This window comes from Atlantibacter sp. MEI4A-1023, assembly GCF_056155425.1.
Window position 1 is genome coordinate 1624305 of the sequence record NZ_CM149568.1, and the last position, 20818, is coordinate 1645122.

Genomic DNA, 20818 nt, shown 5'->3' on the forward strand with positions numbered 1-20818 from the left:
ATGTCGCAACTTACTCATCTTAACGCCGCTGGCGAAGCCCATATGGTGGACGTTAGCGCCAAAGCGGAAACCGTGCGGGAAGCGCGCGCCGAAGCCTTTGTCACCCTGCGCGCCGACACGCTCGCCATGATCGTCGACGGCAGCCACCATAAAGGCGATGTGTTCGCCACGGCGCGTATCGCCGGCATTCAGGCCGCGAAACGTACCTGGGAACTGATCCCGCTGTGCCATCCGCTGCTGCTCAGCAAAGTGGAAGTGCAGCTTGAAGCTGAACCGGAGCACAACCGCGTGCGCATTGAAGCGGTGTGCCGCCTGAGCGGCAAAACCGGCGTTGAGATGGAAGCGCTGACGGCGGCGTCGGTGGCGGCGTTGACCATTTATGACATGTGCAAAGCGGTGCAAAAAGACATGGTAATCGGCCCGGTGCGTTTACTGGCGAAAAGCGGCGGTAAATCCGGCGATTTCAGCGTGGAGGAGTGATGATTAACGTTCTGTTTTTTGCTCAGGTGCGTGAACTGGTCGGCTGCGACCGGCTGGAAATCGCGGAAGCCTTTCCGACGGTTGAATCGCTGCGTCAGCATCTGGAAAGCCGGGGAGGGCGCTGGGAATTGGCGCTGGAATCCGGCAAACTGCTGGCGGCGGTGAATCAGACGCTGGTGGCTTTCGACCATCCGCTGAGCGAAGGCGATGAAGTGGCCTTTTTCCCGCCAGTCACCGGAGGCTGAGATGCAGGACACTAAAATTCGCGTGGGCCACGAGGGCTTTAACGTCGGCGACGAATACCAGTGGCTGGCAGCCTGTGATGAAGACGGCGCGGTGGTCACCTTTACCGGCAAAGTACGCAACCATAATCTGGGCGACAGCGTTAGCGCGTTAACCCTCGAACATTATCCGGGCATGACCGAAAAAGCGTTGGCGGAAATCGTCGCAGAAGCCCGTGAGCGCTGGCCGCTACAGCGTGTCTCGGTTGTCCATCGCATCGGTGAACTGTGGCCCGGCGATGAGATTGTTTTCGTCGGCGTAACGGGCGCGCATCGCAGCCAGGCCTTTGAGGCGGCGCAATTTATTATGGATTATCTGAAAACGCGCGCGCCGTTCTGGAAGCGTGAAGCCACGCCGGAAGGCGACCGCTGGGTAGAATCCCGCGATAGCGACCATCAGGCGGCGGAGCGCTGGTAAGACGGTTTTTCCAGGATCTGTTACCCTTTAGGTAAAGTATTTAGCCAAAGGAGGCATCATGGATAGATTTGAACGTCCCGAACAAACCATCGTTCAACAGACCCGCACAGGGTTACAAACTTTTATGGCCCAGGTTTATGGTTGGATGACCTGCGGCCTGTTACTGACCGCCTTTATCGCCTGGTATGCCGCCAACACCCCTGCGGTGATGATGTTTGTGTTTCAAAGCCAGATCACCTTTTTTGGCTTGATCATCGCCCAACTCGCGCTGGTGTTTATCCTGTCGGGTTTAGTGCATAAGATGAGCGGCGCGCTGGCGACCACGCTGTTTATGCTCTATTCGGCGCTCACCGGCCTGACGATGGCGAGTATCTTCCTGGTCTACACCTCCAGCTCCATTGCCAGCACTTTTGTGGTGGCAGGCGGGATGTTTGGCGTGATGAGTCTCTATGGCTACACCACCAAGCGCGACCTGAGCGGTTTCGGCAATATGCTGTTTATGGCGCTGATCGGGATTATTATCGCCTCGCTGGTTAACTTCTGGTTGAAGAGCGAAGCGCTGATGTGGGTAGTGACCTATATCGGTGTGATCGTGTTTGTCGGGCTGACGGCATATGACACCCAGAAGCTGAAAAACATCGGCCAGCAAATTGACGTATCTCATCGCGATAATCTGCGCAAATATTCAATTCTCGGCGCGCTGACGTTGTATCTGGACTTTATTAACCTGTTCCTGATGCTGCTGCGTATCTTCGGCAACCGTCGCTAAACCCATAAAATAACCGCATCGGCTCAGACCCTGATGCGGTTTTTTTTATTCTCGTACTGTCAACTCGTCCCCATCTTCCGCTCATTCTTCGCGCGTAATTTCTTAGCGCGGCTCTCCAGCCACAGATAGCAAATCAGCGCCAGCAGTAGTGGGATAAAGAAATAGAGCACTCGATAGGCCAGCAGGGCGGCGATGATTTTCCCCTGGCTGGTGTGTTCCCCCGCCAGCAGCGCGATAAATACCGCTTCCAGTACGCCGATACCCGCAGGAATGTGGACAATTGCCCCGGCAATACTGCTCACCAACAGCACGCCCAGCACGAAGAAGTAATTCACATCCTGGCCGAGCAGGATCCAGATAATCGCCCCCATCGCCATCCAGTTCAGGCTGGAAATCCCCATTTGCATCAGCGCGAAACGCCAGCCGGGCAGCACCAGTTTCTGGCCTTTAATGGTGATGTGACGGCGTTTAGCGAAGGCGCAGGCCCAGAGATAGACTGCGCTCAGCACCAGCAGCACCGCGCCGATAATACGCAGCGTGCTGTCTTCGATATACCAGTGCGAGGGCAGTTCCACCACGCCAATGCTGAAAATCACCCCGCCGAGGAGCACATAGCCCAGCCAGTTGGTGGTAATGCTCAGTGAAAAGATGCGCGTGATAGTGGCGCTGGGCAGCCCTAACCGGGAATAGAGCCGGTAACGCATCCCGATGCCGCCAACCCAGGTGCTGAGCGTCAGGTTAAAGGCATAGCAGATAAACGACACCAGCATCACCTGGCGCTTCGCCAGCTTATGCCCGCAGTAAAGCCGCCCAAGCAGATCATAGCAGCCGTAAACCAGATAGCTGACAATCACCAGCGCCAGCGCGGTCAGCAGCGCGGTGTGGTTATAGTTGCGGATGACTTTCCACACTTCCTCCCAGTCGACATTGCGCGCATACACCACCAGCAGCACCGCGACCGCAATAAAGAAAACCCAGGTGAGGATCTTTTTGGCTTTACGCCACTTCGGATGAGATTTCGCCATGTTGTGTCCTTAAGCCTTATCCGTGGTTTCAACCCGATCCTGGGTTTCAATTTCGGGCTGCACGGGCGGCTTTACCTGGGAAAGCCGCGGAGTATGCGCGGGCAACCAGCCCACCAGCGCAGGGAAATGACGCAGGAAGTGGAACGCCAGCACGCTCTTGGTCAGGTTCCACCAGGTGCGTTTCGGCACCATCGTTTCATCAACCTGGCGGCACTCTTCGGTGATCAAGCGGGTGAGGTTTTCATACAGTGTCTGGTTGAAATTGCGGTCGTGAATTAACACGTTGGCTTCCAGATTCAGCGACAGGCTCAGCGGATCGAGGTTACTGGAGCCCACCGTCGCCCAGTGGTCGTCCATCACCGCAACTTTGCCGTGCAGCGGGCGCGTCAGGTATTCGTACACCTCCACGCCGCCTTTTAGCAGATAGTTGTACAGCAGCCGCGCGCCGACCCGCACAATCGGCATATCCGGTTCGCCCTGTACGATCAAACGCACCTTCACGCCGCGCCGCGCCGCGTTACGCATGGCATGCAGCAGCCGGTAGCCGGGGAAAAAGTAGGCGTTGGCGATAATCACTTCCTGACGGGCATTGGCCAGCATTTTCAGGTAATGGCGTTCGATATCATCGCGGTGCTCTTCGTTATCGCGCCAGATAAACAGGGCCTGTGCTTCGCCCGGCGTGGCGTTATCGCTGGCACGAGTACGCCGACGCCACCAGCGGCGCGGCGTTTCATTTTCCGGCAGGTTAGAAAGAACAAACTGGCGGATATCCTCCACCACGGGCCCTTCGATACGCACCGAATAGTCCTGTTTGGCTTCCGGGCCGTAATCGATCATGTGTTCAGCGGAGTAGTTTATCCCACCGACAAAGGCGACGCGATCGTCGATCAACACGATCTTGCGGTGCATCCGGCGGAACAGGTTGGTGCGCATACCAAAAATTTTCGGGCGCGGATCGTAATAGCGGAAGATCACGCCCGCCGTGGTCAGTTCGGTAACAAACTCATCGCTCAGATCCGGCGAACCGTAGCCATCAAGCAGCACTTCCACGTTAACGCCGCGCGTTGCCGCCGCCAGTATCGCGCGGTGTAATTGTCGCCCGACGTTGTCTTCGAACCAGATAAACGTCTCTAAGTAAACTTTATGCTGCGCCTCTTCAATGGCGCTAAACACGGCGGGGAAAAACATGTCGCCGTTTTCCAGTAACTCAATCTGATTACCATCACGCCAGTTGGTTTTCATAAATGGATCTCCACTGCCAAAGGGGCATGATCGGAAAGGTGTCGCCATTCACGCAGCGGTAACGCGGTTGGGCTGCTGGCCGAGGCATTTTTGACATAAATGCGATCGAGGCGCAGCAGCGGCATCACCGCCGGGAAGGTACGCGCCGGACGGCCTCTGGCGCGGGTAAACACCTCATCAAGCCCGGCTTTTGTTTTAAGAATAGTGTTTGCTTTTTGACGCCAGTCGTTAAAATCGCCCGCCACCACGATAGGCTCGCCGCCGGGCAGGCTATTGACCAGATCGCACAGCATTTCAAGCTGGTCATGGCGATGCGCTTCCTGGAGACCAAGATGAACGCAGATCACGTGCAGCGTTTTATTCACTTCGGCCAGATTAATACGGCAGTGCAGTAGCCCGCGTTTCTCATGACCGTTGTGCGAGACATCGAGATTTTCATATTCATTAATGGGAAAGCGCGACAGCACCGCGTTGCCGTGATGCCCTTCGGGATAAACCGCGTTGCGCCCATAGGCGTAATCGCTCCACATGGTGTCGGCAATAAATTCGTAGTGGGTGGTATCCGGCCAGTTTTCGAAGTGCAGCGGATGTACTTCATGGGCGCCCATCACCTCCTGAAGACAGACGATATCGGCGGAAACGGTGCGCACGGCGTCGCGCAGCTCCGGCAAAATAAAGCGCCGGTTCAATGCGGTAAAACCCTTGTGTGTATTGATTGTGAGCAGTTTGAATGAAAATGCAGCAGTCTTACTGGCCATGTTCCCCCTGCCTGTGTTTTTCCAATGAAAATAAAGTGTAGTCTTAGTCACAAAAAGGTGCGGGGTTACGGAATTTTCCGTAAAGTGCGGTACTCTCAGTTACAGCGAGAAATTCCGAAGGAGAGAATTCATGAAGTGGCAACAACGTATTCGTGTTGCAACCGGCCTTAGCTGCTGGCAGATCGTGCTGCATTTGGCCGTTATCGCGCTCCTGGTGATGGGATGGATGAGCGGCGCGCTGGTGAAAGTGGGTATTGGCTTATGCCTGCTTTACGGCGTAACGGTAGTAATGATGTTCGCCCTGCAACGCGTCCACGAAGGGCGTCTGCGCGAACTGGGCGACTTCCTGGAAGAGCTCACCACCACCTGGTATTTCGGCAATGCGATTATCGCGCTGTGGTTGCTGTCGCGCATCGTGCACAACAACTTGATCCTGGCGGTCGCCGGGCTCGCCATTCTTGCTGGCCCGGCGTTAGTGTCGCTGCTGGCGAAAGAGCGTAAACCGCGTTTAAGCGATCTTTCTTCTAAACATAGCGTACGCCGCTGACCCCGTCGTGGCCGCTATCACCAGTAGCGGCCACAAACTCCCCCAGACAATATCGAAACTGGCATCCTTCAGGTAAATCTGCTTGGTGATATCGGTGAAATGCCGGATCGGGTTCACCCAGGTCAGGTTTTGCAGCCACACCGGCATGTTCTCTACCGGCGACACATACCCCGACAGCAGTATCGCGGGCATCATAAAGACAAACACCCCGATAAACGCCTGCTGCTGGGTTGAGCAGAGCGAGGAAATCAGCAATCCGAAGCCGACCAGCGACAGGCCGTAAATCAGCATGGTGAAGTAGAACAGGCTGAGCGAGCCGGAAAACGGAATATCGTAGCCCCAAATCCCCACGCCCAACACGATGCTGGCCTGGAACGTCGCCACGATCAGCGCCGGGACCGCTTTACCGACAAAAATCTGCCAGGTTGCCAGCGGCGAAACTAATAGCTGATCCAGCGTGCCCTGTTCCCGTTCGCGCGCCACCGACAGCGACGTCACAATCATCACCCCGATGGTGGTGATCATGGCGATCAGCGATGGCACCACGAACCACTTGTAATCCAGATTCGGGTTGTACCAGTTGCGCACCACCAGTTCGCTGTTGTTCGGCTTTGGTTTGCCATCCATCAGATCCTGCTGGTACTCCTTCACTATCTGCTGAATATAGTTGGCGGCAATCTGGGCGCTGTTAGAGTTACGCCCGTCGAGAATTAATTGCAGCGGGGCGGTTTCAAAAGTATCCAGCTTGCGCGAAAAGTCGGCCGGAAAGCGGATCAACAGCAGCACTTTCTGGGTATCGATAGTGGGGCGGATCTCCGCCGAGCTCTTCAGCAGGGTGATATGGCTGAACGCGGTGGCCTTAGCGAAGCGCTGGGTCAGCTCAACGGAGTGTTTGCCGTTGTCCTCGTTATAAATCGCGATGCTGGCGTTGGTGACTTCCAGGGTGGCGGCGAACGGGAACAGCAGCACCTGGATTACCACCGGTAAAATCAGAATGGCGCGGGTTTGTGGTTCGCGCAGCAGCGACTGTAGCTCTTTGCGGATTAACGTCCAGAGACGATGTAGCATTTCTATCTCCCTAGTCCAGCCGACGTTTGGTTTTCAGCCACGTCAGGCCGATAAACATCACGGCGGAAGCCATCAAAAACAGCACATTAACGATCAGCACCGCCGGAATGGTGCCCGCCAGAAACAGGCTTTGCAGCGTAGTGACGAAATAGCGCGCCGGAATAATGTAGGTCACGGCGCGGATCGCCGCAGGCATACTGTCGATCTGGAAAATAAACCCAGACAACATCACAGATGGCAAAAACGCGGCGTTCAGCGCCACCTGGGCGGCGTTAAACTGGTTGCGGGTAATCGTGGAGATCAACAGCCCCATGCCGAGCGTGCTGAGCAAAAACAGGCTGGTGATAAAAAACAGCAGCCACAGCGAGCCGCGATACGGCACGCCAAGAATAAACACCGACACCAGCATGCACAGCAGCATCGCCAGCATGCCGAGGAAGTAATAGGGGATTAACTTGCACAGCATCAGCTCGCTGCGCGTCACTTCGGTGGAGAGCAGGGCCTCCATGGTGCCGCGCTCCCATTCGCGGGCCACCACCAGCGAGGTTAAAATCGCGCCGATCACCGTCATGATAATGGTCACCGCGCCGGGGATTATAAAGTGCTGGCTAATCGCGGCGGGGTTAAACCAGTAGCGCGTCTGCACGTCGATCAGCGGCTCGAAGCTTTGGCCATTATCCTCCGCGCGCTGCATCTGCCAGATTTGCCAGATGCCTTCGATATACCCCTGCACAAAATTGGCGGTGTTAGGCTCACTGCCGTCGGTGATCACCTGAACCGGCGCAGTGTCGCCGCTGCGCGCCATCCGCTGGTCGAAATCCACCGGGATCACCACGATGCCGCGCACTTTCCCGGCCTGCATCCGCTGGATTAAATCCTGCCGGTCAGTGCTGATTTTCGGGTCAATAAACGGCGAGGCGCTGATGGTGTGGGCAAAGTCCAGCGCCTCAGCGCTCTGCTGTTCCAGCAAAATCCCCACCCGCAGGCGGCTGGAGTCGAGGTTGATACCGTAACCGAAAATAAACAGCAGCAGCAGCGGGATCACCACCGCAATCAGCCAACTGCTGGGGTCGCGAATAATTTGCCGCGTCTCTTTGACACACAGCGCCCGCACGCGCCGCCAGGAGAGGTGCGAACTCATGATTCATGCTCCTTATCCCATTGCTGGATCAGCGTAATAAACGCGTGCTCCATGGTGGGGTCCGGGTGGTCATCATCGGCGGTTTTTTGCTTCAGGTCATCCGGCGTGCCGCTGGCAATCAGCTTGCCGCGATACACCAGCCCGATGCGGTCACAGTATTCCGCCTCATCCATAAAGTGGGTAGTCACCATCACCGTGACGCCTTTTTCCACCATGCTGTTGATGTGCAGCCAGAATTCGCGCCGGGTTAGCGGGTCGACGCCGGAGGTTGGTTCATCAAGAAACAGAATATCCGGCTCATGCATGAGCGCGCAGGCCAGCGCCAGCCGCTGCTTATAGCCCAGCGGCAGGGAATCGGTGGGCTGGTTGAAAATAGCTTTAAGGCTGAACGCCTCGCTCATGCGGCTGATTTTGTCGTTCTGGGCGCTGCCGCGCAGCCCGTAAACGCCGGAGAAAAAGCGCAGGTTCTGCTCTACCGTCAGGTTGCCGTATAGCGAAAACTTCTGGGCCATATAGCCCAGATGCTGGCGGGCCTTGCCGGAGCCGGTTTTTAAATCCATATCCAGCACCAGCGCTTTGCCCGATGTGGGCACAAGCAGGCCGCACATCATTTTAAAGGTGGTGGATTTACCCGCGCCGTTTGGGCCGAGCAGGCCGAAAATCTCTCCGCGCTGCACGGTAAAGTTCACGTCATCGGTAGCGGCAAAATCGCCGAATTTTTTGGTGAGCGAGCGCGCTTCAATCACCGTTTCGCCGGACGTACCTTCCACGGTATGCAGGATCGCACCGAGGGGCGATTCGTTGGTGGACGCACCGCCCAGCAGGTCAATAAAGGCATCCTCAAAACGCGGCGCGGTTTCGTTAACCTCGATATCCGCCAGTTCCTGTTGCTGGCGCAGGGTATCGGCGCTGGCGTCCTTGCGGAGGATCAGGCGCACCGAACGGCCCTGGATCATCCCATCACTGACGGCATGGGTTTTCAGCGCCTTCTGCAATAGCTGGCGGTTGTTCAGGGAAGGGCTGGTCGCCAGCACGCTGCGCCCGGCCATTTGCCGGGTCAGGGCTTTCGGTTCACCCTGATACAGCAGCTCGCCTTCGTTCATTAACAAGACTTCCCGGCACTGTTCCGCTTCATCCAGATAAGAGGTGCTCCACAGGATCAGCATCCCATCACCCGCCAGTTCGTGAACCATTTGCCACAGCTCGCGGCGCGAAATCGGGTCCACGCCGACGCCGGGTTCATCCAGCAGCAGGACCTTCGGCTGGCCGACCAGGGTGCAGGCCAGACCGAGCTTTTGCTTCATCCCTCCGGAGAGTTTGCCTGCCAGACGATCGGTAAACGGGCCCAGGGCGGTGAACTCCAGCAGCCGCTCGAAAGTGGTGCGGCGCGTTTCCCCGGTGACGCTGCGCAAATCGGCATACAGATTGAGGTTCTCCATCACGGTGAGATCTTCATACAGGCCGAATTTTTGCGGCATATAACCCAAAATGGCGTGTAGCGCCCGGTCGTCATTGACCGGATCGAGACCGTTAACCCGCGCCGCGCCGTCGTCCGGGCGCAGCAGTCCCGCCAGCATCCGCATCAGCGTGGTTTTGCCTGCGCCGTCTGGCCCGACTAAACCCGTGACCGCGCCCGCCCGGATCTCGCTATGCAGGCTGGCGACCGCCGGTTTATCCATGCCGGGGAAGCGTTTCATCAGCCCGTCCAGGCGGATGATGCCGTCTTCAGCGCTCATTGCGCGCCTCGTTATCAAACTGCACGGTGACAGGCATGCCCTGACGCAGCGAGGCGTCGGCATCGGTAACGATAATCCGCAGGCGGTACACCAGGTCGGTACGCAGATCCGGGGTTTCCACGGTTTTTGGGGTAAATTCCGCCGTTGGCGAGACAAACCCGATCTGGCCTTTATACGGACGATCCGGGCGGCCATCGGTGTACAGCAGCACCTGCTGGCCCGGCTTCGCTTCACCGAGGTGGCTTTCATCAATATAGGCGCGCACCCAAACCGGATGGGTAAGGGAAAGGGTAAACACGGTGCCGCCTGCGTTCAGCAGGGTGCCAGGCTCTACGGCGCGGGTCAGGATGGTGCCGTCAGAGGGGGACAGCAGGGTCGTATCCTGCAAATCCAGCGTTGACTGCGCGAGCTGCGCCTGCGCCTGTTCCAGCGCAGCCTTCGCCTGGGCAATTTCCTGCGGGCGGTTCCCGGCTTTGAACTGGCTGAGCTTATCCTGGGCCGCCTTCAGGTTCGCCACCGCCTGGTCGCGGGACGAACGGGCGTTTTCCAGGTCGTTCGCGGAAATGGTGCGGCTTTTCCACAACCCCTGCTGGCGGTTATAGAAATTCTGGGCGTAGTCGGCGGCGGCCTGGGATTGTTTCACTGCCGCCGCTGCCTGGGCGATTTCCTCCGAACGGTAACCGTCCATGACCAAATCATATTTAGCCTGCGCCGCTGCAACGTTGGCTTGCGCCTGGCGCAGCGCGTTCTCATAGGGCGCTTTATCAATCAGCCCCAGCGTTGCGCCCGCTTTCACCGCATCGCCTTCATCGACATTCAGGCTGGCAAGACGCCCGCCCACCCGAAAACTCAAATTCACGGTACGGATATCGACGTTGCCATACAGGGTCAGAGCCCCATCCTGACGGCTCTGATACCACTTCCAGCCGCCAAAACAGGCCGCCAGCACTAGCACGACGATAACCACTAACAGTACCGGTTTTTTGTTTTTCATTAATCGCCACTCCTTACTGATAAGCCCTGCAAAATAAAATCAATATGGCTGGAAACCACCTGATGAATGCATTCACTTTTTTGTTGGTCGAACGCCGTCCAGCCGGTACGCACCAGAATGGTTTCGCGCCCCAGGCGGAAGGCGAGGATTTCGCCGATCAGCGCATGGGTGTGCAAAATGGTGGTGACATCGCCCGGATCGCGCCCGGTATAGCTGGCGATCAGGTGGGTGAGGTGGGTGTGCAGCGGCTCAATCACCTTGTCATGAATGAGCTGATAGGCCGGGGTCGGGGAAAGCTGCTCGCGTGAGATAAATTTGCTCAGATTCAACGTCTCATCGGCGGTCATCAGCGTGACCATATGGCGGCTGGCGTCGTCAATCAGACGGCGGATGTCGGCTTTGTCCGGCTGCGGTTGGGCTAAGATTAACTGGGCGGCCTCGGCGTGGGCCTGAAACTGGCTGCCGATAAAATCCGCCAGCGTCTGGGCGCAGGCGAGGTATAAATCCTCTTTTGAGCCAAAATAATAGGTAATGGCCGCGATGTTTTGCCCGGCGGCGGCGGCAATATCCCGCGTCGTGGCGTGCAAACCGTATTCGCCGAACTGCGCCGTAGCGGCCTGGATGAGCTGGCTTTTGGCGTGTTCGCCCCGGCTGGTCAACGGACTGGTGATGTTAATCATCACTGTCACCCATAAAGTTAATCAATCGATTGATTAACTTTATGGTTAAACGTTAAGCTTGTCCAGTCGGGGAGTGAAAATGAAACCGGCAGCAGGGCGACAATTTATGCGCCACGTCACAAAAACTGCTACACTCCGCCCCCTTATGACATTGTGGTTTTGTCTCTGATTAGTGATAACTCCCCCTGAAACTACACCTTATCGGGTCGGGGCGAGTCTGGAGTTGTTATGTCTTTTGATTCGCTTGGTTTGAACCCTGATATTTTACGTGCCGTGACCGAACAGGGTTACACCGAACCTACCCCGATTCAACGCCAGGCTATCCCTGTGGTATTGCAGGGGCGCGACCTGATGGCCAGCGCACAAACCGGCACCGGCAAAACCGCCGGTTTTACCCTGCCGCTGTTACAGTTACTGACTGATAAAACGCATCAGGCCAAGGGCAACCGTCCGGTGCGCGCGTTGATTTTAACCCCGACCCGCGAACTGGCGGCCCAGGTGGGCGAGAACGTCCGCGAGTACAGTCAATATCTGAATATCCGTTCGCTGGTGGTATTCGGCGGCGTGAGCATCAACCCGCAGATGATGAAACTGCGCGGCGGCGTGGATGTGCTGATCGCCACCCCTGGCCGTCTGCTCGATCTGGAACACCAGAACGCCGTTAAGCTCGACAAAGTAGAGATTCTGGTGCTGGACGAAGCGGACCGGATGCTCGACATGGGCTTTATCCATGATATCCGCCGCGTGCTGGCGAAGCTGCCGCCGCGCCGCCAGAACCTGCTTTTCTCTGCGACCTTCTCTGACGACATTAAATCACTGGCGGAAAAACTGCTGCATAACCCGGCGGAAGTGGAAGTGGCGCGCCGCAACACCGCGTCCGAGCAGATCACCCAGTACGTTCACTTTGTGGATAAAAAACGCAAGCGTGAGCTGCTGTCACAGATGATCGGCAAAGAAAACTGGCAGCAGGTGCTGGTATTTACCCGTACCAAGCACGGTGCCAACCATCTGGCGGAGCAGTTGAATAAAGACGGCATCCGCAGCGCCGCCATTCACGGCAACAAGAGCCAGGGCGCGCGTACCCGTGCGTTAGCTGATTTTAAATCCGGCGATCTCCGCGTGCTGGTGGCGACCGATATCGCTGCGCGCGGCCTGGATATTGAAGAACTGCCGCACGTAGTGAACTACGAGCTGCCGAACGTGCCGGAAGATTATGTGCACCGTATTGGCCGAACTGGCCGCGCCGCTGCGACCGGTCAGGCGCTATCGCTGGTGTGCGTCGACGAACATAAACTGCTGCGCGACATTGAGCGTTTGCTGAAACGCGAAGTGCCACGTATGGCGATCCCGGGCTTTGAGCCGGACCCAAGCATCCCGGCAGAGCCGATCCAGAACGGTCGCGACAGCCGTGGCGGCGGTCGTGGCCGTGGGCAGGCGCCGCGCGGCGGCCAGTCTTCTGGTCGTGGCCAGCCACAGGGCCAGCGCCGTAGCGAAGGCGGCGCGCCGAAAGGCGATCGCCGTACCGGTGGCGATGCGGCAAAAGGCGAAAAACCGTCGCGCCGTCTCGGCGATGCGGCAAAACCGGCAGGCGACCGTCCGCGCCGTCCGCGCCCGAGAAAACCGGCCAGCGCGCAGTAACATCAAATGGGAGCCCACGTGGCTCCCTTGTTATTTCTGCGCGGCGTCTCGCGTAACGGCGGGCTTTTGCTTTGCGGCAGCGGGATGAAAATGTCACAATAGTGGCTGTTTATACAGTATTTATGGTTCTGCTATGGCGTTATCCAGCGCGCAAAAAACGCAAATCGCAGCGTGGTACAAGGCGTTGCAACTGCAAATCCCCGACTTTATTCCCCGTGCCCCGCAGCGGCAGATGATTGCGGAAGTCGCCAAAACCCTGGCGGGGGATGAAGGGCGGCATCTGGCGATTGAAGCGCCCACCGGCGTGGGGAAAACCCTGTCGTACCTGATCCCCGGTATCGCCATTGCCCGCGATGAACAAAAAACGCTGGTGGTGAGTACCGCCAACGTCGCGCTACAGGACCAGATCTTCAGCAAGGATTTGCCGCTGCTGAAAAAAATTATTCCCGACCTGCGCTTTACCGCCGCCTTTGGCCGTGGACGCTACGTCTGCCCGCGCAACCTCAGCGCGCTGGCCAGCACCGAGCCTTCCCAGCAGGATTTGCTGGCGTTTCTGGATGATGAGCTCACCCCCAACAGCCAGGAAGAGCAGAAGTTCTGCGCTACGCTGAAAACCGAACTCGACAGCTATAAATGGGATGGCCTGCGCGATCACAGCCACAAGGCGATTGAAGACGACCTATGGCGGCGGTTAAGCACCGATAAAGCCAGCTGCCTGAACCGCAACTGCCATTACTACCGCGAATGCCCGTTTTTTGTGGCGCGCCGGGAGATCCAAGAAGCGGAAGTGGTGGTGGCTAACCACGCGCTGGTGATGGCGGCGCTGGAGAGCGAATCGGTATTGCCGGAACCAAAGAACCTACTGCTGGTGCTGGATGAAGGCCATCACTTGCCGGATGTGGCGCGCGATGCGCTGGAGATGAGCGCGGAAATCACCGCGCCCTGGTATCGGCTACAGCTTGACCTGTTCTGTAAGTTAATCGCCACCTGTCTGGAACAGTTCCGCCCGAAAACCACGCCGCCGCTGGCGACGTCGGAGCGGCTGAACGCCCATTGCGAAGAGCTTTATGAGCATATCGCTTCGCTGAATAACATCCTCAATCTTTATCTGCCGCCGTCCCAGGCGGCGGAGCACCGCTTCGCGATGGGCGAGCTGCCAACGGAGATTATGGAGATTTGCCAGCGGCTGGCGAAGCTCACCGAGCAACTGCGCGGCCTGGCGGAGCTGTTTTTAAACGATCTCAGCGAGAAAACTGCCAGCCACGACGTGGTGCGCCTGCATCGGGTGCTGTTGCAAATGAACCGCGCGCTGGGCATGTTTGAGAGCCAGAGCAAACTGTGGCGGCTGTCGGCAATGGCGCAGGCCTCCGGCGCGCCAGTCACCAAATGGGCGACCCGCGAGGTGCGTGAAGGCCAGCTGCATCTGTTCTTCCACTGCGTGGGAATACGGGTCAGCGATCAACTTGAGAAACTGCTGTGGCGCAGCGTGCCGCATATTGTGGTGACCTCCGCCACCCTGCGTTCCCTGAACAGCTTCTCGCGCCTCCAGGAGATGAGCGGCCTGAAAGACAAAGCGGGGGATCGCTTTGTGGCGCTGGACTCGCCGTTTAATCACGTCGAGCAGGGCAAAATTATCATCCCCCAGATGCACTATGAACCGCTTATCGATAATGAGGAGCAGCATCTGGCAGAGATGGCGGCGTTTTTCCGTCAGGAAGTCGAGAGCAAAAAGCATCTCGGTATGCTGGTGCTGTTTGCCAGCGGGCGCGCCATGCTGCGTTTTCTCGACCATGTTGCCGACCTGCGGCTGTTACTGCTGGTACAGGGCGATAAACCGCGTTCCCGGCTGATCCAACTGCACCGCCAGCGGGTGGAAAACGGCGAGCGCAGTGTGCTGATTGGCCTGCAATCCTTCGCGGAAGGCCTGGATTTAAAAGGCGATCTGCTGACCCAGGTGCATATTCATAAAATTGCCTTCCCGCCCATCGACAGCCCGGTGGTGATCACCGAAGGGGAGTGGCTGAAAAGCCTGAACCGCTATCCGTTTGAAGTACAGAGTCTGCCGAGTGCGTCGTTTAACCTGATCCAACAGGTAGGGCGCCTGATCCGTAGCCACGAGTGCCGGGGCGAAGTGATCATTTACGATAAGCGGCTGCTGACCAAAAATTACGGCAAACGGCTGCTGGGTGCGCTACCGGTATTCCCGATTGAACGGCCTGAGGTGCCAGAGGTGAAGCCCCTGAAACCCGCAGCGGACAAAGCGCGGCGGACCAAAGGCGGGGCGTACAGTCGGCGGCGACGCGCCGGTAAATAGCTTTCTCTGGTATAACGATAAGAAATCAGGCACTAATAGTGATTTGGTGTCCTCAACCCATCGCGAGGAGAACTGTCGTGGACTACCGCAAAATTATTAAAGAAGTGGGACGGGGCAAAAACCACGCCCGGGATCTGGATCGCGAGACGGCCCGCGAGCTGTATACCGCGATGCTGAACGGCGAAGTACCTAATCTGGAAATGGGCGGCATCCTGATCGCGCTGCGTATTAAAGGCGAAGGCGAGGCGGAAATGCTCGGCTTTTATGAAGCGATGCAGCAGCAGACCATCCAGTTGACGCGGCCGGTTGCTAAACCGATGCCGATAGTCATCCCCAGCTACAACGGCGCGCGCAAACAGGCCAACCTGACGCCGCTTTTGGCCGTTTTGCTGAATAAACTCGGTTTCCCGGTGGTGGTGCATGGCGTGAGCGAAGATCCGACGCGGGTTCTGACACAAACTATTTTTGAGCTGATGGGCATTGAGCCGACGCTCCATGCCGGGCAGGCGCAGGCCAAACTTGAAGGCCATCAGCCGGTGTTTATTCCGGTAAGCGCCCTGTGCCCGCCGCTGGAAAACCAGCTAAATATGCGCTGGCGGATGGGGGTGCGTAACAGCGCCCATACGCTGGCGAAACTGGCGACGCCGTTTGCCGAGGATGTAGCGCTGCGCCTGTCGAGCGTGTCGCATCCTGAGTACATCACCCGAGTGGCGAAATTTTTCAGCGATATCGGCGGGCGCGGCCTGTTGATGCACGGCACCGAAGGGGAAGTGTATGCCAACCCGCAGGGCTGCCCGCAAATCAACCTGATTGATGGCCAGGGCGTGCAGATACTGACTGAACGCCAGAGCGTACAGGGAGAGGAGCCGATTACGCTCCCGGCGGCGAAAGATCCAGAAACCACCGCGCGCTGGATTGAGCGCTGCATCGCGGGGAGCGAACCGGTTCCGGCGGCAATTAAACGCCAGCTCGCCTGCTGCCTGGTGGCGACCGGCGAAGCGCAGACTCTCGATGACGCGCTGGTGCGCGTCGCGCAAAGCTATTAATCTGCGTCCAGCCCGTCATTATGACGGGCTTTTTACTTATCTACCGCCAGCGTGGTAAAACAGAAATTCTCGCCGTCAAACAGCCCCTGGCTGGTGAGCTTCAGCGCCGGGATCACCGGCAGCGACAAAAATCCCATCTGAATAAACGGCTCGTCGAGCATCACGCCGCAATTCCGACAGGCGGCTTTTAAGCGATCGATTTGCTGCGCCAGCTCATCCGCCGTGTTGGTACTCATCAATCCGGCGATGGGTAACGGGAGATGGCTGACGACCGCTCCGTGCTGCGCCACGCACAGCCCGCCGCCGTCGTGAATGACCTGATTCACTGCGCAAGCCATATCAAACGGGTTACGGCCAATCACCACCAGATTATGGCTGTCGTGACTGACCGTCGAGGCCAGCGCGCCGTCGCGTAAGCCAAAGCCCATCAGCAGGCCCAGCGCGGCAGGGGTTTGGTGACCGTAACGCTCCAGCACGGCGATATAGCAGATATCATCCCGATCAAAGGCGCTTTCTGACCACTGATACTCCCGTGCATGGGTAATTAGCTCATTGGGAATGGCTTCAATGGCCCGGTAACGCGCGCCAGGCGTAAGCCTGAGTGTGAGTTCTGTAGGCGTAACCGTTGCCCGTTGTACCGTATTGCCCAGCGGCGGCGCGGAACGGTTTAATCGCGCTGCTTCATTTGCCTGCAATAGCTGCCCGCAAACCGGTTTACCTTTCACAAATACGCTTTGCACGTTGACCTGACGGGCATCGCTGAGCAACACAATATCCGCCTGCTTGCCGGGGGCGATCAGGCCCAGATGCTTAAAACCAAAATGACGCGCGGGCGACCAGGATGCCACACGGTACGCCACATGCAGCGGCACGTTGTGCTGATTGATTAACCGACGGATCAGCGCGTCAATATGGCCCTCGTGGGCGATTTCCCACGGGTTGCGATCGTCGGTGCACAACATGCACTGTGGGCTATTGAACGCTGAAATTAATGGTGCAAGGGCGTTAAGATTGCGGGCGGCGGACCCTTCGCGGATCATTAACCCCATACCGGCGGCCAGTTTCTCGCGGCCCTCCGCCAGGGTGTGGCTTTCATGGCAGTTTTCGATGCCTGCGGCGACATAGGCGTTAAGCGCTTTGCCCGATACGCCGGGGCAGTGGCCGTCCAGAGTGAGAGGGCGAAAGGCGTCCAGTTTAGCGAGGATGGCGTCGTTCCCCTGGATTACGCCCGGATAATCCATCATTTCACCCAGCCCGGTAATCAGCGGATGGTCGCGCCATTTTTCCATTTCACCGAGCGGGAATTCCGCGCCGTTAATATCGCTGCCCGCCAGCGCCGGGACACAGGAGCTCACCTGGATGTACTGGTTTTGCTGGGCCTTTTCCGCGCAGCGTACAAACCATTCGAAACCGGCTTCCCCCATTACGTTGACGATTTCATGGGGATCGCACACCAGCGTGGTAAGCCCGCGCGGCAGGGTGGCGGATTCGAACGTGACGGGCGTCATCATGCTTGATTCAATATGCAAATGGGCGTCGATAAAGCCGGGCACCGCCACGGCGTCTTGTGCATCGATGCGCCGCAGGGCTGGCGCATCCCGATAGTCGGGCCCAATACCGGCGATGGTTTTGCCTTTGATCGCTATCGGCCCTGGCAGAGTGCCACCGTTGATTAAATCGAGAACGGCGACATTATCAATAATATAATCCGCTGCAAGTTCACCCCGCGCCACGGCTAATACTTCCTGCAACGCTTCACGGGTAATTGCATGAAATCCAGAAATTAAATTTGCGTTCATTTATTTTCTCATTTTGATTTTATTAAAATGATACGGTAATGATCATTTTTAATTGGCCGGTTAATTTTAGTTTAGCGAGAGAACAGCAATCAGGTTGTGATTAATATCACTGAATAAACAGAGGTGAATGGATTACAAATAAGCGCAGCGCTGCAAATAATAAACGCTAATCCAACATCTCTTTTGGGATATAAAAAATGAATAATACGCTGGATGAAATTAAACACGCCGAATCCGGTGGGCTGGCTGGTTATTTTAAATTTAACCAGCATGGCACCACGGCGCGTACCGAAATCATTGCAGGATTTACCACCTTTCTGACGATGGTCTATATCGTGTTTGTTAACCCGCAAATTTTGGGCGCGGCCCAGATGGACACTAAAGTGGTGTTCGTCACCACCTGCCTGATTGCCGGCGTTGGCAGCATTGCGATGGGGTTAATTGCTAACCTTCCGGTGGCGCTGGCTCCGGCGATGGGGCTTAACGCTTTCTTCGCTTTTGTGGTGGTGGGCGCAATCGGCGTAAGCTGGCAGGTAGGGATGGGGGCGATTTTTTGGGGAGCGGTCGGGCTGTTTTTATTAACGCTGTTCCGGGTCCGCTACTGGATGATTGCCAATATTCCCATCAGTTTACGTATCGGGATCACCAGCGGAATAGGGCTGTTTATCGCCATGATGGGGTTGAAAAACGCGGGGGTAATCGTCGCGAATAAAGATACCCTGGTAGCGATTGGCGATCTCAGCTCCCACGGCGTGTTATTAGGCATTGCCGGGTTTTTTATTATTGCAGTCCTGTCGTCACGTAATTTTCATGCGGCGGTGCTGGTCTCAATCGTCATTACTTCACTGTGCGGGCTATTTTTTGGCGACGTCCATTTCAGTGGTATTTATTCCGTGCCGCCCAGCGTGATGAGCGTGATGGGGCAGGTAGATTTATCCGGCGCGTTATCTCTCGATCTGGCGGGAATTATTTTCTCATTCATGTTGATTAACTTATTTGATTCCTCGGGAACGTTAATTGGCGTAACGGATAAAGCCGGTTTAATCGACAGCGAAGGCAAATTCCCGAACATGAATAAAGCGCTGTACGTTGATAGCTTAAGCTCGGTCGCCGGGGCGTTTATCGGTACCTCATCAGTGACTGCCTATATTGAAAGCACCTCAGGTGTAGCGGTGGGAGGCAGAACCGGGTTAACTGCCGTGGTGGTCGGCGCGCTGTTTTTACTGGTGATGTTCTTTTCGCCGCTGGCGGAAATGGTGCCGGGCTACGCCACCGCCGGTGCGCTGATCTTTGTTGGCGTACTAATGACCGCCAGCCTGGCGCGCGTTGACTGGAATGACTATACCGAATCGGTGCCGACTTTTATCACGACCGTGATGATGCCGTTCAGTTTTTCAATTACCGAAGGGATCGCATTGGGGTTTATGAGCTATTGCGTGATGAAGGTGTTCACCGGACGCTGGCGGGAGCTGAACTTATGCGTGGTGGTGGTCGCGCTGTTGTTTGCCCTGAAAATCGCGTTTATTGATTAAAAAAAGCCCGTCCAGGGCCGGACGGGCAAACAAGGGTAACAGCAGAGTCAAAGATTGAGGGTAATAAGTCAGAAGCCTGAATTATTTGTAGATAACCGCAGTACCGCTGATTTTGTTGTTGGTGTTCGCAGAGGTAATTGCGTAGCTGGTGGCGCCTGCAGCTTCTGCTTTAGCAGCCAGTTTCGCTTCCAGGCCATCCAGGGTCATTGCGCCATCAGCGGAAACCACGCCGATTTTGTTTAAACCGCTGGTATCAGCTGGGTTGATGGATTGCGCAGCGAAAGCACCGAAAGATAAAGTAGAAATAATCAAAGCGGCAGCAGCATATTTAGTGGTTTTCATTAGATATTCCTCGTAAGTTATTCTGTAAATGTGACGTTGTTCCGTCGATGTGATAAGTATCACGGTTTTTTACGAGAGAGAAAATCTAAACAAATTGACGGCGTCGTTCTAAAAATTTGAACATCTGATAATGTATTGATTTATCTGATATATTATCTGGAGATTGCTCTTTTTATCTTCGCGGTTCGTCATCGGCACGCAAGAGGGCATTAATTGCCAACATCTTTTCAAATATTGGTGCGCTGAATAGCAATCGCTTGCCTGGCTGTATAAAAAAAGCCCGCTACGTCGTCGGGCTTAGGCGGAAGGGACATTGCTCTGAAATCGACAGGTGCGGGTGATTTCAGAGCTAACTGCATTCACGGAGACGCTAAGGCAAGCGACGTAGCGGGCTGCGGGAAAGTTATTTGTAAATCGTGGCGGTGCCAAACATGGTGTTATCACCGCTGGCGGAATTAACGATGTACCCTTTCGCTCCCTCTTCACGGGCTTTCTCAGCCAGTTTATCTTCCAGATCGCTGAGGTCACGCGCGCCGCTTGCCGAAACGGTACCGGCCGGGCGGAGTTGATTTGAGCTACTGTCCAGCATGACAGGCGCAGCGTGCGTCACAAAGGCGAAAGAAGAAAGGGCAAGGGCGGTAGATAACGCGAGCAATTTTTTCATAATTACATCCTCTGAGGTGTCACAGCGCTGATTTAATGATTCAGCTTTTTAAGTGTAGGAGGCTAATTATGTGATACAACGCAAAAAATTGACGGTCTTGTGCTTATTTTTTGAACAACATATCTTGACGAAGCATGACACTACGATGAAACTTAACGCCATGATTTTAAGTGTCTTTTTTTCGTGTTTCCCGCGTGCTCGGTGAAACGCACCGTCAGTGTGCAATTTTCTTTCGCGAACTTTGCATTTTCTGAACGTTGACGCGGCGGTTATGCGCCTATACGGCACTTTTTTGCCACCCGGAGCGGGAAAATAGTGCGGCGATATTTACCCTGCGCCAGCGA

At 56.3% G+C, this 20818-nt stretch carries 20 protein-coding genes; 9 read left to right on the forward strand and 11 right to left on the reverse strand.

What is annotated here, in order from left to right; genetic code table 11:
• Genes moaC through ACVV26_RS07885 form a run of 4 tightly spaced genes read left to right on the forward strand, consistent with a single transcriptional unit; the run spans window position 1 to window position 1948 of the window.
• Window positions 1-480: a cyclic pyranopterin monophosphate synthase MoaC gene (gene moaC / locus ACVV26_RS07870; RefSeq protein WP_312981043.1), complete on the forward strand. Its 480-nt coding sequence runs from the start codon at window positions 1-3 to the stop codon at window positions 478-480.
• On the forward strand, window positions 480-725 hold the full coding sequence (gene moaD, locus ACVV26_RS07875; protein ID WP_161659485.1) for a molybdopterin synthase sulfur carrier subunit: 246 nt from the start codon (window positions 480-482) through the stop codon (window positions 723-725). Before moaC ends, moaD begins: the two co-directional genes overlap by 1 nt.
• A 1-nt stretch (window position 726) precedes the next feature.
• Window positions 727-1179, forward strand: a complete 453-nt coding sequence (gene moaE / locus ACVV26_RS07880; protein WP_312981049.1) for a molybdopterin synthase catalytic subunit MoaE — start codon at window positions 727-729, stop codon at window positions 1177-1179.
• Window positions 1180-1237: 58 nt separating this feature from the next.
• Complete coding sequence (locus tag ACVV26_RS07885; RefSeq protein ID WP_474800849.1) at window positions 1238-1948, forward strand: Bax inhibitor-1/YccA family protein; 711 nt, start codon at window positions 1238-1240, stop codon at window positions 1946-1948.
• Between the two features lie 59 nt (window positions 1949-2007).
• Here the strand turns inward: ACVV26_RS07885 and ACVV26_RS07890 are convergent, their stop codons facing one another.
• From ACVV26_RS07890 to ACVV26_RS07900, 3 genes are read right to left on the reverse strand one after another with little or no spacing between them, the layout of a single operon-like run.
• The gene (locus tag ACVV26_RS07890) at window positions 2008-2973 is read right to left on the reverse strand and encodes a lysylphosphatidylglycerol synthase transmembrane domain-containing protein (protein WP_474800850.1); all 966 of its coding nucleotides are present in this window, start codon (window positions 2971-2973) and stop codon (window positions 2008-2010) included.
• Between the two features lie 9 nt (window positions 2974-2982).
• Window positions 2983-4215, reverse strand: a complete 1233-nt coding sequence (gene clsB, locus ACVV26_RS07895) for a cardiolipin synthase ClsB (RefSeq protein ID WP_474800851.1) — start codon at window positions 4213-4215, stop codon at window positions 2983-2985.
• Window positions 4212-4973 carry an endonuclease/exonuclease/phosphatase family protein gene (locus tag ACVV26_RS07900; protein ID WP_474800853.1) on the reverse strand — a complete coding sequence of 254 codons (762 nt, stop codon included), beginning with the start codon at window positions 4971-4973 and terminating at the stop codon, window positions 4212-4214. Before ACVV26_RS07900 ends, clsB begins: the two co-directional genes overlap by 4 nt.
• Window positions 4974-5103: 130 nt before the next feature.
• On the opposite strand from ACVV26_RS07900, the gene ACVV26_RS07905 reads away from it, so the two are divergent.
• Window positions 5104-5520, forward strand: coding sequence for a YbhQ family protein (locus ACVV26_RS07905; protein ID WP_474800855.1), 417 nt, complete (start codon window positions 5104-5106; stop codon window positions 5518-5520).
• Here ACVV26_RS07905 and ACVV26_RS07910 read toward each other — a convergent pair.
• From ACVV26_RS07910 to cecR, 5 genes are read right to left on the reverse strand one after another with little or no spacing between them, the layout of a single operon-like run.
• A complete protein-coding gene (locus tag ACVV26_RS07910; RefSeq protein ID WP_312981065.1) occupies window positions 5482-6588 on the reverse strand; it encodes an ABC transporter permease in 1107 nt (368 codons plus the stop codon). The two genes, ACVV26_RS07905 and ACVV26_RS07910, sit on opposite strands and share 39 nt — an antisense overlap.
• A gap of 10 nt (window positions 6589-6598) precedes the next feature.
• Entirely contained in the window at window positions 6599-7729 is a 1131-nt protein-coding gene (locus ACVV26_RS07915) for an ABC transporter permease (RefSeq protein ID WP_474800856.1), read from the reverse strand.
• On the reverse strand, window positions 7726-9465 hold the full coding sequence (locus tag ACVV26_RS07920) for an ATP-binding cassette domain-containing protein (protein ID WP_474800857.1): 1740 nt from the start codon (window positions 9463-9465) through the stop codon (window positions 7726-7728). Before ACVV26_RS07920 ends, ACVV26_RS07915 begins: the two co-directional genes overlap by 4 nt.
• The gene (gene hlyD, locus ACVV26_RS07925) at window positions 9455-10459 is read right to left on the reverse strand and encodes a secretion protein HlyD (RefSeq protein WP_474800858.1); all 1005 of its coding nucleotides are present in this window, start codon (window positions 10457-10459) and stop codon (window positions 9455-9457) included. Before hlyD ends, ACVV26_RS07920 begins: the two co-directional genes overlap by 11 nt.
• Complete coding sequence (gene cecR, locus ACVV26_RS07930; RefSeq protein ID WP_474800859.1) at window positions 10459-11139, reverse strand: transcriptional regulator CecR; 681 nt, start codon at window positions 11137-11139, stop codon at window positions 10459-10461. The genes hlyD and cecR overlap by 1 nt, the downstream gene beginning before the upstream one ends.
• A 228-nt stretch (window positions 11140-11367) precedes the next feature.
• Here cecR and rhlE point away from each other — a divergent pair, with 228 nt between their 5' ends.
• From rhlE to ybiB, 3 genes are all read left to right on the forward strand, one after another.
• Window positions 11368-12777 (forward strand): ATP-dependent RNA helicase RhlE, encoded by a 1410-nt coding sequence (gene rhlE, locus ACVV26_RS07935; RefSeq protein WP_474800860.1) that lies wholly within the window; start codon window positions 11368-11370, stop codon window positions 12775-12777.
• 133 nt (window positions 12778-12910) lie between these two features.
• Window positions 12911-15091 (forward strand): ATP-dependent DNA helicase DinG, encoded by a 2181-nt coding sequence (gene dinG / locus ACVV26_RS07940; RefSeq protein WP_474800862.1) that lies wholly within the window; start codon window positions 12911-12913, stop codon window positions 15089-15091.
• A 77-nt stretch (window positions 15092-15168) separates the two neighbouring features.
• Window positions 15169-16137, forward strand: coding sequence for a DNA-binding protein YbiB (ybiB, locus tag ACVV26_RS07945; protein ID WP_474800863.1), 969 nt, complete (start codon window positions 15169-15171; stop codon window positions 16135-16137).
• 32 nt (window positions 16138-16169) lie between these two features.
• On the opposite strand, the gene adeD is transcribed toward ybiB, so the two are convergent.
• Entirely contained in the window at window positions 16170-17936 is a 1767-nt protein-coding gene (adeD, locus tag ACVV26_RS07950) for an adenine deaminase (protein WP_474800864.1), read from the reverse strand.
• Window positions 17937-18133: 197 nt separating this feature from the next.
• On the opposite strand from adeD, the gene ACVV26_RS07955 reads away from it, so the two are divergent.
• The gene (locus ACVV26_RS07955) at window positions 18134-19468 is read left to right on the forward strand and encodes an NCS2 family permease (RefSeq protein ID WP_474800865.1); all 1335 of its coding nucleotides are present in this window, start codon (window positions 18134-18136) and stop codon (window positions 19466-19468) included.
• A gap of 81 nt (window positions 19469-19549) precedes the next feature.
• Here the strand turns inward: ACVV26_RS07955 and ybiJ are convergent, their stop codons facing one another.
• Together ybiJ and mcbA are read right to left on the reverse strand one after the other, a co-directional pair.
• The gene (ybiJ, locus tag ACVV26_RS07960; protein ID WP_474800867.1) at window positions 19550-19810 is read right to left on the reverse strand and encodes a DUF1471 family protein YbiJ; all 261 of its coding nucleotides are present in this window, start codon (window positions 19808-19810) and stop codon (window positions 19550-19552) included.
• A 403-nt stretch (window positions 19811-20213) separates the two neighbouring features.
• Window positions 20214-20474 carry a DUF1471 family periplasmic protein McbA gene (gene mcbA, locus ACVV26_RS07965; RefSeq protein WP_125292439.1) on the reverse strand — a complete coding sequence of 87 codons (261 nt, stop codon included), beginning with the start codon at window positions 20472-20474 and terminating at the stop codon, window positions 20214-20216.
• Between the last annotated feature and the right edge of the window lie 344 nt (window positions 20475-20818).